At 36.5% G+C, this 16406-nt stretch carries 12 protein-coding genes; 5 read left to right on the forward strand and 7 right to left on the reverse strand.

Annotation, left to right across the window (positions count from 1 at the left end; all coding sequences use genetic code 11):
• The first annotated feature begins 324 nt into the window (after positions 1-324).
• From Q0R51_RS02940 to Q0R51_RS02955, 4 genes are all read left to right on the forward strand, one after another.
• Positions 325-2418 carry a hypothetical protein gene (locus Q0R51_RS02940; protein ID WP_294756556.1) on the forward strand — a complete coding sequence of 698 codons (2094 nt, stop codon included), beginning with the start codon at positions 325-327 and terminating at the stop codon, positions 2416-2418.
• Positions 2415-3047, forward strand: coding sequence for an ABC transporter ATP-binding protein (locus tag Q0R51_RS02945; protein ID WP_294756557.1), 633 nt, complete (start codon positions 2415-2417; stop codon positions 3045-3047). The genes Q0R51_RS02940 and Q0R51_RS02945 overlap by 4 nt, the downstream gene beginning before the upstream one ends.
• A gap of 481 nt (positions 3048-3528) precedes the next feature.
• Positions 3529-4845, forward strand: coding sequence for a PTS sugar transporter subunit IIC (locus tag Q0R51_RS02950; RefSeq protein WP_294756560.1), 1317 nt, complete (start codon positions 3529-3531; stop codon positions 4843-4845).
• Between the two features lie 19 nt (positions 4846-4864).
• Positions 4865-5557: a GntR family transcriptional regulator gene (locus Q0R51_RS02955; RefSeq protein WP_294756561.1), complete on the forward strand. Its 693-nt coding sequence runs from the start codon at positions 4865-4867 to the stop codon at positions 5555-5557.
• Positions 5558-5900: 343 nt separating this feature from the next.
• Here the strand turns inward: Q0R51_RS02955 and Q0R51_RS02960 are convergent, their stop codons facing one another.
• From Q0R51_RS02960 to Q0R51_RS02985, 6 genes are all read right to left on the reverse strand, one after another.
• Positions 5901-7457 carry a ClC family H(+)/Cl(-) exchange transporter gene (locus Q0R51_RS02960; RefSeq protein WP_294756563.1) on the reverse strand — a complete coding sequence of 519 codons (1557 nt, stop codon included), beginning with the start codon at positions 7455-7457 and terminating at the stop codon, positions 5901-5903.
• Between the two features lie 90 nt (positions 7458-7547).
• Positions 7548-8933: an NADP-dependent phosphogluconate dehydrogenase gene (gene gndA, locus Q0R51_RS02965; RefSeq protein ID WP_294756564.1), complete on the reverse strand. Its 1386-nt coding sequence runs from the start codon at positions 8931-8933 to the stop codon at positions 7548-7550.
• Between the two features lie 125 nt (positions 8934-9058).
• Positions 9059-10513, reverse strand: a complete 1455-nt coding sequence (locus tag Q0R51_RS02970; protein WP_294756566.1) for a gluconokinase — start codon at positions 10511-10513, stop codon at positions 9059-9061.
• 3 nt (positions 10514-10516) lie between these two features.
• Complete coding sequence (locus tag Q0R51_RS02975; protein ID WP_294756568.1) at positions 10517-11584, reverse strand: mannonate dehydratase; 1068 nt, start codon at positions 11582-11584, stop codon at positions 10517-10519.
• A complete protein-coding gene (locus Q0R51_RS02980; RefSeq protein ID WP_294756575.1) occupies positions 11581-13026 on the reverse strand; it encodes a glycoside hydrolase family 1 protein in 1446 nt (481 codons plus the stop codon). Before Q0R51_RS02980 ends, Q0R51_RS02975 begins: the two co-directional genes overlap by 4 nt.
• 49 nt (positions 13027-13075) lie before the next feature.
• Entirely contained in the window at positions 13076-14389 is a 1314-nt protein-coding gene (locus Q0R51_RS02985; protein WP_294756569.1) for a PTS sugar transporter subunit IIC, read from the reverse strand.
• 116 nt (positions 14390-14505) lie between these two features.
• Here Q0R51_RS02985 and Q0R51_RS02990 point away from each other — a divergent pair, with 116 nt between their 5' ends.
• A complete protein-coding gene (locus tag Q0R51_RS02990; RefSeq protein WP_294756571.1) occupies positions 14506-15186 on the forward strand; it encodes a GntR family transcriptional regulator in 681 nt (226 codons plus the stop codon).
• A gap of 45 nt (positions 15187-15231) precedes the next feature.
• Here Q0R51_RS02990 and Q0R51_RS02995 read toward each other — a convergent pair.
• A partial coding sequence (locus Q0R51_RS02995) for a thiamine pyrophosphate-dependent enzyme (RefSeq protein WP_294756572.1) occupies positions 15232-16406 on the reverse strand: 1175 nt, incomplete at its 5' end.

Raw genomic sequence — 16406 nt, forward strand, 5'->3', positions numbered from 1 at the left:
AATTTCATTTGGCGTTACCTTTGACTGCAAAGAATATAACCAGTCAGAATGTTTAATCCTCCTGTTCTTTTTATTATTACAATCTTTGCATAATTTTTGCCCTTTAAAGTGCGCAAAGAAAATAGTATTATTTTTGATAGCGCTTGCATAAATGAGTATTTTAATGTATATTATAGGTATAACAAAGTCCCATAAGTTAACAAAAATATGTGAACTTCAAAGGACTTTTATGGTCGAACGCATAATATTTTAGTTAAGTAACATAATTTTTGGTGTAGTTAGTGAAAATTGACTACACCTTTTTTATTAATGGAGGGGTTAGCCATGAAGAAGACGGTAACGACCTGCTTAGCCATTATTACCTGCCTGGCTTACTTAATGATTGTCAATTTTTATCAATCAAAGGACTATGATCAGGTCGCACGAATGGGGCAGACCAATAATTCTTTCCAGGTGTACCTGCAAAACAGTGCAGTTGCTCCCAGTAGTCAGCTAGACTTTTTCAGGTATTTAGCACACCACGATGGCCTGTCAATAATCCTGACAAGCAAGGGCGAAAATAATACCGTAGAAAAATCCGTGATTGCTAATAATGCAACTTTCCCCGTTAGCTCTTTTCGTCTCAAGCACTTAAATCTTGCCAATCAGTTAGATTTTTACGCAAGCTATGAAACTCATGATGTACACCAAAGAGGACGTATTCCGGTATTCACAAAGAATAATCGGGTGATCGTGCAGGATATGGAACGTTACTTCAAAGACAAACAAGTTGTTGATGGGGTTTATACGATTATTCCGGGAAAATCGTCTAAGGCAACGGTAATTAAGAAACTGGCACAATTTTACGGTGTGTCACGCTCCAAATTACTCACACCAACAGCAGGAATGAAGATTGAATACTTAACCAGAGGACTAATGATTATGGGGGTGCTCCTTATTCTCGTGGTACTGGTTTTCGTTCTTGTCAATTCGTATTATCCAGTGGCTCAAGCAGGCACAATTGGCGTCAAGAAATTGAATGGGTGGAAAAACGGTGATATTTTGACGGATCTGATTAGACCAGGATTGGTTACGATCGTAATTACTGCCATCCTTTTGGATCTTCTTAGCTTGGTAATTTTTTCCTATCTGCCACAAGGTTTTTTAGCCAGCTGTATTGTTGGACAGACAATTATTACTGTTTTATATTTGCTAGTCAATATTTTCACCTATGTCATGATCAAACACTTGTCGATCGCAGACCTTTTAAAAGGCAAGTTGCACTTAGGTGCGGGGGTTATCTGGGCACTCGGATTGAAAGTGTTGCTAACCGTGGTCTCGGTAATCCTGCTGATTAATATATCGGGTGCTTTAACTAATGCTATAGCTGACTACCAATTGCAACAGGATTGGTCCAAAGAAGGTAATTTGCTAACACTTGAATCCGTTAGCACGCAATTTACTAGTAATGAGCGTCAGGCTACTAGCAGCCTGACTAAATGGTTTAGCAAAATGGCGCAGAACAAGGGCGTATATTATGTTAATAGTGACGTTTATGCTGCTAAAGACATTCTGCCAGTGCATTCGCCTCAATTGAACAATGAAAAATACGAACTGATGGCGGTTAACCGTAATTTTATTAATGCTAAACTACCCCAGGTGCAAAAGCATCTGGAAACTTCACCAGATTTTTTGGTACCGATTGGGTACCAACGACATGCTAAAGAAATGAAATACTTGCTGCAGAGTTACCGCTACAATGACTTATCCAGCAAGCAGCAAAAAAAGCTTAAACCTGAGCAGATAAAAATTAACATCGAATATTATAGTGAACACCTGCAGCCGATTACGTATAATGTTCGCCAGCAAAAACGATTTGTAAATCCCATTATCGAAGTTGTACAAGAAAAGCACCTAAACGAGGGACAAGCGCTGGCACTGGGTAATACTGACAAGGCGAGCCCAATCAAAATAGAAAATAATGAACAATCCAGGACGCAAATGCGGCAGCTAGCCCGTAGCCCAGAAGTGAAAAGATTACGGTTGAAGTTTGTCACCATGAATAAGATTCTGGCAACGAGCTTGGATGCAACCTATCGGGGATTGCGATCAATCATTCTTATCCTACTATCTGCTTTCGTGATTAACTTATTTGCAGCAACTTTCCTATGTCTTTATGTTATCTCTAGTCGGCAGAAGAAACTTGCAGTTGAGCGTCTATTGGGCTACCGCATGTTTGACCGCTACCAAACAGAGATATTACTTTTTACAATGCTGAGCGTAGGCGAATTAGGTGCGTTAGTGATTACCCGGGTTGCCTGGCCAATCTTGCTACTAGCACTGGTGTTAATTCTGACTGAACTGGCAGTCCTTAACATTATCGTCAGACGAGCCGAAGGACATGATTTGCCATTTTTGCTTAAGGGGGGACTATCATGATTGAATTGAAAGATGTGACCAAGAAATTTGGCTCTAAGGTGATTTTTGAGCACTTTGACATGACCATCCAAAAAGGCGAGATGATTGCTGTTGTAGGGCCCAGCGGGGCGGGCAAGAGCACGCTGCTTAACATACTGGGCTTGATTGATGCAGCTGATAGCGGAGAATACCATTTTGAGGATAAGGTTAACATCAAACCCAACAGTGCATTAGCTCAGAAAATCATCCGGATGAAAATCAGCTATCTCTTTCAAAATTTTGCTTTAGTTGAGGAAGCCACTGTTGCAGAAAACTTGTTGCTTGCACTCAAATACGTTCACCAAACTAAGACTGCTAAACTGAACCTAATCGCCGCAGCCCTGCAAAAAGTGGGTCTTGGCAATAGTCTGCATAATAAAATTTATGAACTATCAGGCGGACAGCAACAGCGTGTAGCTATTGCGCGCGCTGTGGTAAAACCTAGCGAATTGGTTTTGGCCGATGAACCTACGGGTTCTTTAGATGATAAAAACAGGGACGAAATCATTAAGCTCTTAGGCGAACTCAATGATGCAGGCAAGACCGTAGTGATTGTTACACATGATGAGCATGTGGCACAGAAATGCCACCGCATAATCAGCTTGGGCTAGACAATCGCAAGCACATACTAAGCAAAATCTTGTTCCGCCTTTTTAGAACTGTTTGTCAAATTATATTCATTGAGAATTGCCAATATTGACACAAAAGATAGAGCCAAAAACAGACAAATTGCAGAAAATAATATGACCCCCAAATTTAGGACAAATTTGGGGTATTTTTGTGACTTTTTACATTTAGCTTCTTATTTTTGGCCTTTTTATCAATCACATTGTTTTTAATCAGAAAAAGTACTGCACAAACAATCGTACTTTTTGTGTTTACTTCATTGCTATTTTAGCTTTGGTAATATTTTATTTTTAAAAAATAAAATATTATCGATTTTTATAAAACTAAAACTCACATTATTCTTTATCAAAATTACTTTTTATTCTCTTATTTATAAAAGCCCTTCCAAAATTGTAAGTGCAGTGTTAGACTGTACATGCACAATATTATAAAGTGCTTACATAATTTAAGAAAGGTGTAATTATAATGAAAAGTTTCATGAATGACAAAGTCTTGCCTACAATAATGAAATTTGTTAATACTCGCCCAATTAAAGCGATTAAAGATGGAATGATCTATCCTATTCCATTTATAATTGTTGGTGCTATTTTTTTAATTTTAGGACAGTTCCCTATACAATCTGTTCAAGATTATTTAAACAAAATTGGTATTGGTCCTGTTTTAATGCAAGCAAGTAATGCCTCTTTTGGAATTATGGCACTTTTTGCTGTTTTCGGAATTGCTTACTGCTGGGTTAAGGATGCTGGCTTTGATGCTGCACCAGCAGGACTCTTGGCTGTTACTGTCGATATTATATTGCAGCCTGATACAATAAAAACCGTCACTAATATTGCGAATCCTAGTAAGACATCAACTTCTTGGCAAGCAACTAACTTAATTGATAAAAATTGGTTAGGTGGCAAGGGAATGGTAATAGCCCTAATAGTTGGCTTATTTGTTGGTTGGCTTTATTCATGGTTTATGAAACATCAGTTAGTTATTAAAATGCCAGAACAGGTTCCAGCTAACGTTGCTGCTTCTTTTACTGCTTTAGTGCCAGCTGCCGCAATTATTACTATTGCTGCAATTGTTTGCGGAATCTTTAGTCTTGGTTTTCATACCACATTGGCAGAGTGGATTTATAAAGTAATCCAAATTCCACTACAACATGCAACTGATGGCATTGGTGGAATGTTAATTATTTCTATTTTACCGGTTTTCTTATGGTTCTTTGGTGTTCATGGCTCAACTATTGTTGGTGGCATTATGACCCCACTTTTAATGTCTAATAATGCTGATAATTCAGCATTGTATAAAGCAGGAAAGCTTACTTTAGCTAATGGTGCACACATTATAACGCAATCTTTTATGGATCAATGCTTAACCGTTACTGGAGCCGGAATGACAATTGGATTAGTTGTATTTATGTGTTTAAATGCTAAATCAGTTCAAATGAAAACTTTAGGTAAGTTGGAAATAGTACCTGCTATTTTTAATATTAACGAACCAATTCTTTTTGGTCTTCCAATCGTTTTAAATCCATTAATGTTAGTGCCGTTTGTCTTAACACCTTTTCTTTCAGGTAGTGCAACTTATGCTGCAATTGCTTTAGGTATCATCCCACCATTTAATGGCGTTTATGTGCCTTGGACAACTCCAGCAGTGCTTTCTGGATTAATAGTTGGCGGATGGAAAACTGCACTATGGCAACTTTTAATGTTAGTAATGAGTTTCTTTATATACTATCCATTTGCCAAAAATTATGACAAAATCTTAATTGCCCAAGAAAAAGCGAAAGTATAAAAATAAGTCAAGGAAAATTATGCTAAAGTATGAACAAGTTGCGAAAAGTCTTGTTGAGATAATAAAAAATAACAATTTAGAACAGGGCGACAAGCTTCCAAGTTTAAACGAGTTAGGTACCCAATTTAAAGCAAGTAAAACAACACTGTTAAAAGCATTGTCAGAATTAGAAAGTGAAGGATTAATTTATCAAATTCAAGGTAGCGGAATATATGTAAGAAAGCTACCAAAAGATGATTATATTAATTTCAGCAAAACTAATCATGGCTGGACTAATGAGCTCATGAACGAGCAAGTAGAAAATGCTAACGCTTCTTTAGAGCTAATCACACCAAACTTAGACTTAGCTCAGAAATTAAAATGCACAACTAATACTAAAGTATACAAGGTACACAGGAAAAAAATGTTACATAAAAAAATCTTGTGTATTGAAACTTCTTATTACAATTCCCAACTCGTACCTTTTTTGAATCAGTCTATCATTGAGGGATCAATTTTTAACTTCTTAGCTCAAGCATATAAAATTCACGTCGGTTTTTCTGATAAATACTTTTACATTCGCAAACTAACAGATCAAGAAGCTTCTGAACTCGACCTAGAAGCTAATAGTTTTGGCTTAATAGTTGACGAAGTCTTTTATTCTACCAGTGGCACTATATTTGACTACTCACAAAATATTTTCAATTATCAAAATTCAAAATTCTATTTGTAATCTTAAAGATAGTTACCATATTTAAAAAAGCTGGAAGTTGTTGTTATCTGGTTAAATCCTATTTATAACCTCCAGATATTGTTAACGACCATGAGATAGCAGATAACAAGTCAATTCAGCCAAAATATGGAACAATGCAGGATTTTAATTCATTACTAGATACCATTTCCCAAAACGAGATGATTTTACCAGTGCTTCCTCATTTACCTAATTTGGGCATTCGAAATTGCGCCTATATTTATACAAAAACAAGTTAACATAAAAAGCTAATAGGTCAGAATAGGCTCTGATTTATTAGCTTTTTTAAATTATAAATATTATAGAATACAGTTAAAACAATATGCTAACCATCATATCGGACTCTTTGCATTTGCTTGATTTGACTAAATACCTGACCACGACGGCCTGCATCAAGAGTTAGAACCAGAGAATCACCGGCTTTAATTACCGATTGACCGTTAGGAATTACATACTTGCCATCACGATATATTGCTTTAACTAAAGTATGCTTAGGCCACTTGACCTGCATGATTTCTTTTCCTGCAAGCTGGCTGTCTTCATAAATGGGCACAGTTAGCTGGTCAGTTTTGCCGGAAACTACAGCTGAATGTTTTTTATTTTTTACAGCCATTGCGCGAGCAAGCGTACCGTAAATGGGATCACCATTGAGCAGTTCATCAACCAGCAGTGCAACAAAAGCTACCACAGCCAGCGGCATTAAATGAAGCAAAGACCCAACCATTTCCGTAATAAGGATGATGGCGGTAAAGGGAGCCCTAATTACGGCGGCGAAATAGCCAGCCATTGCGAAAATAACCAGATTGATCACCAATTTTGCCGGCAATAAATGTAATTGCACCAAAATAAGACCGTAGCTGGCACCAATTACTGCACCCATTGTTAATATTGGTAAGAAAATACCACTTGGTAGTCCAGAATCGTAAGAGATAATGGAAAACACAATTCTAACAACAAAGAAAAATAAGAGTAACCCAACTATTTTCCAACTACTTTGTTTAATAATTTGCGGTAACGCTAAAATTAAGCGGTTGCCCGGACCAGTAATTAAGGGGTAAAAATAAGCAATTGGTATTAATAAAGTAAGAGGTATTAGTCCGTATAACCAACTTGGTAAAAAAGTAATTTTCGCATATAACTTTTTAACTTTAAATAGGCCCGTTTTATAAAGATGACCCAGTAAACCTAAAATTAAGCCTAGGATGAGCAAATAACCGTACAGCCTAACGGGAAAAGTATGACGATAAACAAGAGATAGTGTTGGCTTTTGACCAAATATATTTGAAACCACAAAATCTGACACTAGCGCACCTGCAAGTGCATTTAACCACACCCGTGGTGAAAAGTTATGAAAGACTTCTTCAAGCACAAATAATGCACCACTTAATGGCGCTCCAAAGGCTGCAGCTAAACCGCTGGCCGCTCCAGTAGCTAACAGTACCCGAGCATTCGTTTTTGACTCTTTAGTACCCTCTCCAACACCTTGACCGATAGTTGAACCGATCTGCAAAGAAGGCCCTTCAGGTCCTAAAAATAAGCCTGTACTGATAACTAAAATACCACCAATAACTTTGCGCCATAATGTGGACCACCACTGTAGAGTTAAATTTCCTTCCAGTTGTAGTTTCACTTCCGGTATACCAGAGCCGCCAACGTGAGGATATTGCTTAACAAAATAACCAGCAATTAAGCCTACTAAAATGAGTCCTAAAATGATTGGGATAAACCATAATGCATTTTGATGTGCCACGTGAAACAGTCTAAGCCATAATTCTGTCATTTTTTGAATACCAAAGCGAAAAAAGCCCACTACAATCCCGCTTGCAAGACCTACTAGCATTGCTTCCAGCAACAGCTTTATTTGTACTTTTTTATCCCTCATAATACCTCTACTTTTCAATATAATTAGCACTACTAAAAAACCAGTTAAGTTTTAACTTTAACTGGTTTTTAGTGTTACACGTGTAACAACTTATTTTTCCTCATACCATTCAGTGTGATAAACGCCTTCACGGTCATTTCTAAAGTAAGTATGAGCGCCAAAGTAATCACGTTGTCCTTGAATTAAGTTTGCTGGTAAACTTGGATTAAAAATTGATTCCAAGTAATTCAGTGATGCGCTCAATGTCGGAGTAGGAATACCTGCTCTAGTGGCGAGTTCAATCACTGCACGCAAAGCAGCGATATTCTTATTCATTAAGTCCTTGAAATATGGATCTTGGAACATGTTATCAAGTTTTTTACCTTCAGAAAATGCCTTTTCAATATCTTTTAACATTGATGAGCGAATGATACAACCTGCTTCCCACGATTGAGCAATTGCCGGATAGCGCAAGTCCCAGTTATAGGCATCCGCAGCCATTTTCAGTTGCTGAAATCCTTGAGCATAAGCGACAGCTTGGCTTAGTTGTAAAGCTTGACCAAGATTATCAATCAAATCTGCTGGTACATCACCACTCCATTTTATTTCTTTACCCTCGCGCGTAGTCGCTTTAGACATAAAACGGCTAATTACAGCTTCTGCAATAACGCTGATTGGAGCACCCAGATGAACACCATCTTCAAGCATCCAGTTACCAGTACCTTTATAAGAAGCAACGTTTAAAATATGATCAATTACATGGTCAGGCGTTAGGTTGTCTTTTTGCTTTAGCACTTCAGCGGTAATTTCACTTAAATAGGCTTGAACCAATCCTTCATTCCAGTGCGCAAAAATGGCTGACATTTCATCATTTGTTTTGCCCGCAACCTTACGTAAAATATCGTAAACTTCGGAAAATTCCTGCATAATGCCATATTCAATACCATTGTGGACCATCTTGACATAGTGGCCACTGCCTTCAGGTCCAATAAAGCTGACACATGGATGGCCTGCGGAATTCTTAGCTGCAATTGCTTCTAATATAGGTGCAACCTTTTTATAGGCATCTTCATCACCGCCTGGCATCAATGCGGGACCTTTTAAAGCACCCTCTTCTCCGCCAGAAACACCCATACCAATAAAATGAATACCGTGTTGTTCCATTTCATGATAGCGCCGATTAGTGTCATGAAAGTTCGAATTACCACCATCAAGCAAAATATCGCCTTTATCTAGTAGTGGCAGTAGCTTTTGTAAAGTTTCATCAACCGGTTTACCAGCTGCAATTTGAATCAAAATCTTTCGTGGCTTCTCTAAAGAATTAACAAATTCTTCCCAAGAATATGTTGGCTTTAATTTATCATCTTCATATTTAGCAAAAGCATCTACTTCCGGCTTATCAATTGAAAAACCGGAAACGGAAAAGCCGTTATTTCTCACATTCAAAGCAAGGTTCTTACCCATTACTGATAAGCCTATAACACCGAACTGTTGCATTTATAGTCCTCCATCATTTAATTTTTTTCTTAATTACTAGTATACCTGTTTTAGCGCGTTTGCGCACAACTTGCTTCATTTACCAGACCTAATATCATCTTTTACCAAAAACTGGAAATTAATAGTTATTCAACCGCTAACCATTCTTCTGTCATTAATTGCCTTACTTTGTTCCACTTCTTTTCTAAGGTCACATAAATGCCATGATTATGGGAATTAACGTGAAAAATTTTTGCTATTTTCAATTCTTTTTGAATCATTAGTGGTGAAACAATTATTTTTAAGCTTATCATCGCCAAGATGGCAGCCCCTAAAGCAGAAGCTTCAACTGATTCAGGCACATAAACTTTGTATCCCGTTATGTCTGCCAATAACTGGTCAAAAAATTGGTTTTTAGCCATCCCTCCGACTAATACCAGGGCATCAGGCTTTTGCCCATTAAATTGATTGAGTTCCTTTATGATCAAATTTATATTATAAAGTTCCCCTTCCAATACTGCTCTGGCTAAATCTTTATTTGTATGAATTGCAGTTAATCCCATAAAGCCACCAGAAGCATCAGGATTCCAAATTGGTGCACGTTCACCAAAAATATAAGGCGTAAAGAATAGCCCTTTAGCACCCATAGGGCTTTTTCCGGCTAAATCATTTAGTTCCTCAAAAGTAGCTAAATTGAAAATCTTGTCTTTTAGCCACTGCCACACATCCCCAGCATTATTAGTGGGTGCTCCAACCACCCAATTATTATGGTACTGATAATATGTAAATAATTTACGATTTTGACAAAGCTTAAATCTATCAATATTAGTTCTGACGGCCGCAGAAGTCCCACAGCTGACGGTATAAAATCGTTCGTCAATTTGCGGATTGCTTAAATTTGCCAGAGTCCCATCAGAGCCGCCAATTACAAGGGGTACTTTGATGCTTTTTGCAAAATTTGGCACTTGAAAAGTTGTGTCTACTAATTGAGGGAGCTGTTCCTTTTTTATATTCAAATATTGCAAGATATTATCATCCCAGTTTTTGGTATAAGTATTAAACAGGCCTGAAGCATTCGCAGTTGCAAAGTCAACATAGTAGTGCTGAGAAAACTGATACAAAATATAGCTTTTAATATCAACAATAAAAGCAGTCTTATCCCATAACTGTTTATTTTTTTCTTTAAGCCATAACAATTTACCTAAAGGGAGCATGGGATGTAATGGTGCACCGGTATTTTTTGTCAGGTCAAACAAGTCATCTTTGATAATATCTTTTTTAAATGTATCCGTTGCTCTATTATCAGCCCAAGTATAGACATTAGTCAGAGGATGATTATTTTTGTCAATTAATATTAAAGTATGCATAGCAGAGGAAAAGCCTATACCTTTAAGTTCAACAATATCAATTTTACTTTGTACCTCTGTTAAGCCTAACTGCACTGCTCTTAAAATATCCTGAGGTCTTTCCTCCGCCTGACCTGTTTCTTCAGTAATCAATGGATAATCATAGCTAGTTTGATAAACTATATGACCCAGTTCATCAAAAGCGATGGTTTTTGTACTTGTTGTCCCAATATCTACACCTATTACAATGGACATTTGTTACTTACTCTTCTTGATCCCTTCTATTAATCCATATAAATATTCTTCAGCTAATGCTCGGTCAAATAAGCCGTAACCTGGCATAGCTTTCTCATCCCAGATTGCTCGCCCATGATCTGGCCTGATGTAGCCGGTAAAATTATTATCAACTAATATTTTCATCAACTCATACATATCTAAGTCACCATCTTCTGATAAATGAGATGTTTCATGAAAATCGTACTTAGAAGTAAACTTAATATTGCGAGCATGAACAAAAGCTACTCTATTTTTTCTAACAAATTTTTCTAAAATATGTGGTACGTTATTTTGAGGATTAGAAGCCAAACTGCCACAACAAATAGTTAAAGCATTCGCCGGACTATCGACCATTGAAACAATTCGCTCCAAATCCTTTTCGCTTTTACAAATTCTAGGTAAACCAAAAATATCCTGGGCTGGATCATCTGGATGAATTGCCATTTTTATTCCTACTTCTTCACACACTGGAATAATTTGCTGCAAAAAATATTTCAGATTATCTGCCAAGTCAGCACTTGTTTTGCCAGCATATGCAGAAAACAATTCTTTTATTTTTGCCAGCCTTTCTGGTTCCCATCCTGGCATCACAAAGCCGTTATTATTGGACTCCACTTTTTTAATCAGTTCTTGTGGATTTTCTTGAACTAATTCTCTTTGAAAAGCTAAAGCGGTGGATCCATCTGGCAGTTTATAATCTAAAGTGGTCCTTGTCCAGTCAAATATTGGCATAAAGTTGTAGCAAATAACTTTAACACCAGCTTTTGCCAGATTACGAATTGTTTCTTGATAATTCTTGATATATTTTGCTCTTGAAGGTAATCCCAGTTTTATATCTTCGTGTACATTAACTGACTCAATCACATCCATTTTTAATCCCGCAGCAGTTATTTCTTTTTTTAAATTTAAAATTTTTGATAGAGGCCAAGTTTCTCCAACAGGAATATCATAAAGCGTGGCAACCACTTGGTGAACTCCTGGAATTTGTCGTATTTGCTTTAGGCTTACTGAATCAGCGTTTGTACCAAACCATCTAAAGCTTAATTTCATTGTTTATTCTCCTCAAAGGTTGATTTATACGAATATGCGCTATCATCAGGTAACGTCCTCTTTGAGATAAGATCTGCATACCAATATCCCGACTTTTTCATTCTTCTTTTTAGATTATTTTCCAAGTCAATTTCTACTAAGCCATACCTGTTTTTAAACGCATTCATAGGCGATACATTATCTGTAAATGCCCACAACATATATCCTTGACAGTTTGCACCTTCATTAACTGCTTTTACTAGCCAATAAAGATTTTCCTGGATGTAATTAATTCTATAGTCATCTTGAATTACCCCATCAGAGTTTTTATATTTTTGCTCATTTTCTATCCCCATTCCATTTTCACTAATAAACCATGGAAAATTGTGGTAATCCGTTTTCATGATCATTGCAAGATCGTACATCATCGGAGGATAGACTTCCCATCCACGAGAAGCGTTATATTTTCTACCCGGTAGATCGAAATCACTGTAATATTTTTTAATGCTAAACGGTGATTTATTATTCCAATCGTATTCGCGCTGCTTGACTCTGGCTGGTTTATACAGATTTAAACCAATATAGTCAATAGTATTATTTTTAATGAGTTGCTGATCCTCTGAATGATATCTAAACATAATATTATTTTCTTTTAAAAGTGCTATTAATTCTTGAGAATAACTACCCTTAATTAATGGATCTACAAAAATTCTGTTATTAAGCAAATCAAACCTGTGTGCTGCTAAAACATCTGGATCATATGTTTTTGATCTTGGGTATGCAAATTCCCAATTATGAATGACACCGATCTTGCCACCTTGGTTCATTTGATGATAAATTGCTACTGTTTTCGCCGTAGCAAGCACCTTATGATAATTCCACTGCATCCATTGCTGGGGATCAACTATATGTGGGTATCTCACAGCATCTAAATAAATCCTGGTTTGGGGTACTATCGGCTCGTTGAAAGTAAACCAGTCTTTTACTCGATCACCATATCGTTCAAACAAAATTTTGGCATATTTTACATATAGATCTACGACTTTTCGTGAATTCCAGCCACCGTACTTATTCTGTAAATATTGGGGTACATCATAGTGCTCAATAGCTATCATCGGCCTAACGTTAGCTTTTATCAAAGCATTTATTACATCGTCAATATGTTTAGCATATTCTTCATCAACAGTAAGATTGTCATAATCTGTAAAGAACCTTGACCAATTAACCGAAGTTCTGTATGAATTTAAGCCGATTTTTTTCATTAAATCTATGTCTTCTTGATAACGATTCATAAAATCAGTTGCTACATCCGGTCCTTTGCCATCATGCCAAACGAAGTATTCGTTTTTAAACCAATCATCAAGGTATGAGTCCTGGCCATCTTTTTTTCCACTCCATCCTTCTGTTTGCCAAGCAGATGAGGCTGCACCTAAATTAAAATTTTCAGGTATTTTCATTTTTATACTCCTTTAATACAAAAAAGGCTGAATAATTATTCAACCTTTCAACAAATTAATTTTCTTCTACTGAAGGTTTTTGGGTTTCAGAAATTTTAACAAATGGTAAGTAAATTAAAACTGCAACAACAATACATACAGCTTGGGTAATCACTGCGCCCCAATTACCACCAGTCGCCAAAAACCCGCTAATTAATGGTGGTGTTGGCCATGGAGTATAAACATATGCTCTAGCAGCAAAGCCCGTTGCCGTTGCGAAATAGCCAATTGTACCAGTTACTAATGGAGTAACAATAAATGGAATAGCAAGGATAGGATTTAGTACAATCGGCAAGCCAAAGATAACTGGTTCATTAATATTAAAAATTCCAGGTGCTAATGACAATTTCGCAATAGCTTTAATATCAGCCCTTTTCTTTGTGACTAAAAATATGGCTATCAATAAACCAATTGTGACACCTGAGCCACCCATGCTCATGTACATATCCCAAAATGGCATAGTAATAATATTAGGCAATGGTTTACCAGCTGCATGTGCTTCTGTATTAGCTGCAATTGCGGCAATTAATAGCGGTTCACGAATCGGTTTAATCATTTGATTACCGTGAATACCTATTATCCAGAATAATTGTGCCACTAACATTAGCAATAGGATACCGGGTAGTCCCTGAACTACATTTTGCAATGGCTTTTGTACCAAACTGTAAATAATATCAAACAAAGACATATGTGTGATTAGGGTAATTATTACTCCAACAGCAGAAATTATAGCTACTGTAATCATTGTTGGGAATAAAGCAGAAAAGCTTCTGGAAACATTAGATGGTACACTATCCGGCATTTTCAATTGCAGTGCTTTTTGCTTACTCAACCAAGCATAAAGTTGCACAGAAAGGATTGCAATTAACATTCCTAAAAACAATCCTTTTGTATCAGTATACTGTTTCGCAAAAACATCTGTTACCTGAATAGTCTGTTTCTTAGCCGTAATAAAATCATAAACACTGGGATTAATTGAAACATAGCTCATTAAAGCAATGATCCCTGGGAAATAGCCCTTTAAATTGTTTTTCTTACCCATTTCAATACCGATAATGAATACAGCATAAATGGTAAAGAAACTTAATGTGGCATAATTAATACCATTTGCAATGGGTTGCAAATTAACCAGCCAGTGCAGTCCATTTATTTGAGCCAAGCCTTGTTTATCATCAAAAACCATACTGGAAAATAAAGTTGCAAACGCGCCAGTAATAATAATCGGAATCAATGAATAGAATGCATCTTTTATGGATGATATATATTTGTTGCCATTTATAACAGCAGCAAATTTATTCATTGCTGAGACAAATTTTTGTCCTTTTTTCATTTTACTCCCTCCAACTGATATATTAGTATATTTGATTACGCTTTCATTATAGTATGCAGCTTTCGTAAAAGTCAACAGAAGTTGTATACTAATATATATGCTTTAAGGAGAAAACTATGTTGCCAGATATTAGAAATATGCAAACAATCGCATATGATAAATTAAAAGAAATGATTGTCACATTGGAATTAAAGCCGGGAGAAAAAATAACTTTAAATAAGATTATTGATACTTTAGGTATTGGTAGGACTCCCATTCGTGAAGCAATTATCAAGTTTAAAGATCAAAATTTAGTTAAAGTTATACCTCAGAGTGGAACTTATATCTCTAAAATAGATCTGAAACAAGCTGAAGATGCAATGTTTGTTAGAAAACTTATTGAAAAGAAAATAGTCGCTATGGCAATTAATAAAGACGATGACGATCTTAAAAATAAACTAGCTAAAATATTGGATTTCGCTAAAGTAAAAGAAAATCAGCAAGACAAAAGAAATTTTTTTCATTTTGATAATGAATTTCATAAATCTTTTTATACTGCCGTTGATAAAGAAGACATTTGGAATTGGATGCAAACTCTAAATGTTCAACTAGAAAGATTCAGATATTTACGTTTATCAGTTGAGGATCTACAATGGTCTACTATAATTGAGCAACATGAATCAATTTTTAATACAGTTATTAATAAAGATATTCCTTTAGGTACTCATGAAATTGAAAACCATCTTAGTATGATGTTTAAAGAAGAAAATGAGCTTATTAGTGCTTATCCTGATTATTTTACAAATTTGACCAAATAAAAAGAACGCCCTATTGGACGTTCTTTTTTAAGGTTTTACACTTAATTAGTGAGCTGAAGCACCTGAAGTTGTGTCAGGTTCTGGTTCTGGCTCTGGCTCAGGTTCTTCTTCAGCTTCTGAAGCACCTGAAGCAGCATCTTCTACTAAACCATACTTGTCAGCAAAGTAACTAAATGGTTTCAAGCCTTCAGCTTGATACTTCTTAACAAATTCTGGGTCATCAAGAGTATTCAATTCAGTTGAGTAAGGCATATCATGAGTGAACTTAATGTCAACTAACATTGGTCCATCCATTTCCTTGAATTCTTTAACTGCGTCTTCGAATTCTTTCTTAGTACGTACAGTTACACCTTTTACATTCATACCTTCAGCAACTTTAGCCCAGTCGTTGTTTGGCAGAATAACACCTGATAATGGTTGGTGTGATTCATCAACTTGTTCAGCTTCAATGTAACCTAAAGTATCATTAGTGAAGACAACGTTCATAATGTGCATATTGTAACGAGCTTGAGTCAACAACTCTTGGTTCATCATGGCAAAGCCACCGTCACCACTTAAGTTCCAAACTTCACGCTCTGGGTGAGCAGTTGCTGCTGCAAGTGCAGCTGGTGAACCAAAGCCCATAGTTGCGTACAAGCCTGAAGTTGCCCAAGTTTGGTCATCATGCAAGTTTACTAAACGTTGGAAGTCAATGTTAATGTTACCAACATCAATAGCAAATTGTGCATCATCATCAGCATATTTATTGATAATGTCAAAGATTGGTTCACGGCGAATTGGCATTTCGTCTGAATCATCAAAGCTGTGTTCCCATTCTTCCCAGTTTTCACGGTCTGCAATAGCAGCCTTGTAAATTGGTGATTCTTCACGAGCTTGACCTGCGTCAATCATAGCTTGTAAAGTCTTAGCACCATCAGCCAAAATTGGAACATCAACAGCGTGACGCTTGCCTAATTTTTCTGAGTCAACATCAATTTGGACAACTTTAGCCTTAGGATCAAAGAAGAATAATGAGAATGGTGAGTCATTACCAACCCAGATAACTGCATCAGCATAAGTTTGGATATCATCACTTGGCTTAGGTGCAACACGACCAATTGAACCCATGTAAGCTGGGCACTTATCTTCAACAACACCTTTAGCCATAACTGAGGACATCAATGGGGTCTTGAATTTTTCAGCGAATTTTTCTAAGACATCGCCATGACCCTTCATACCTA

It is taken from the genome of uncultured Lactobacillus sp., from assembly GCF_946477725.1.
Lineage (GTDB): Bacteria > Bacillota > Bacilli > Lactobacillales > Lactobacillaceae > Lactobacillus.

Excerpts from the sequence above, each read along its gene's own strand:
- Q0R51_RS02940 (WP_294756556.1), top strand. The coding sequence starts at position 325 with ATGAAGAAGACGGTAACGACCTGCTTAGCCATTATTACCTGCCTGGCT.
- Q0R51_RS02945 (WP_294756557.1), top strand. The coding sequence starts at position 2,415 with ATGATTGAATTGAAAGATGTGACCAAGAAATTTGGCTCTAAGGTGATT.
- Q0R51_RS02950 (WP_294756560.1), top strand. The coding sequence starts at position 3,529 with ATGAAAAGTTTCATGAATGACAAAGTCTTGCCTACAATAATGAAATTT.
- Q0R51_RS02955 (WP_294756561.1), top strand. The coding sequence starts at position 4,865 with ATGCTAAAGTATGAACAAGTTGCGAAAAGTCTTGTTGAGATAATAAAA.
- Q0R51_RS02960 (WP_294756563.1), bottom strand. The coding sequence starts at position 7,457 with ATGAGGGATAAAAAAGTACAAATAAAGCTGTTGCTGGAAGCAATGCTA.
- gndA (WP_294756564.1), bottom strand. The coding sequence starts at position 8,933 with ATGCAACAGTTCGGTGTTATAGGCTTATCAGTAATGGGTAAGAACCTT.
- Q0R51_RS02970 (WP_294756566.1), bottom strand. The coding sequence starts at position 10,513 with ATGTCCATTGTAATAGGTGTAGATATTGGGACAACAAGTACAAAAACC.
- Q0R51_RS02975 (WP_294756568.1), bottom strand. The coding sequence starts at position 11,584 with ATGAAATTAAGCTTTAGATGGTTTGGTACAAACGCTGATTCAGTAAGC.
- Q0R51_RS02985 (WP_294756569.1), bottom strand. The coding sequence starts at position 14,389 with ATGAAAAAAGGACAAAAATTTGTCTCAGCAATGAATAAATTTGCTGCT.
- Q0R51_RS02990 (WP_294756571.1), top strand. The coding sequence starts at position 14,506 with ATGTTGCCAGATATTAGAAATATGCAAACAATCGCATATGATAAATTA.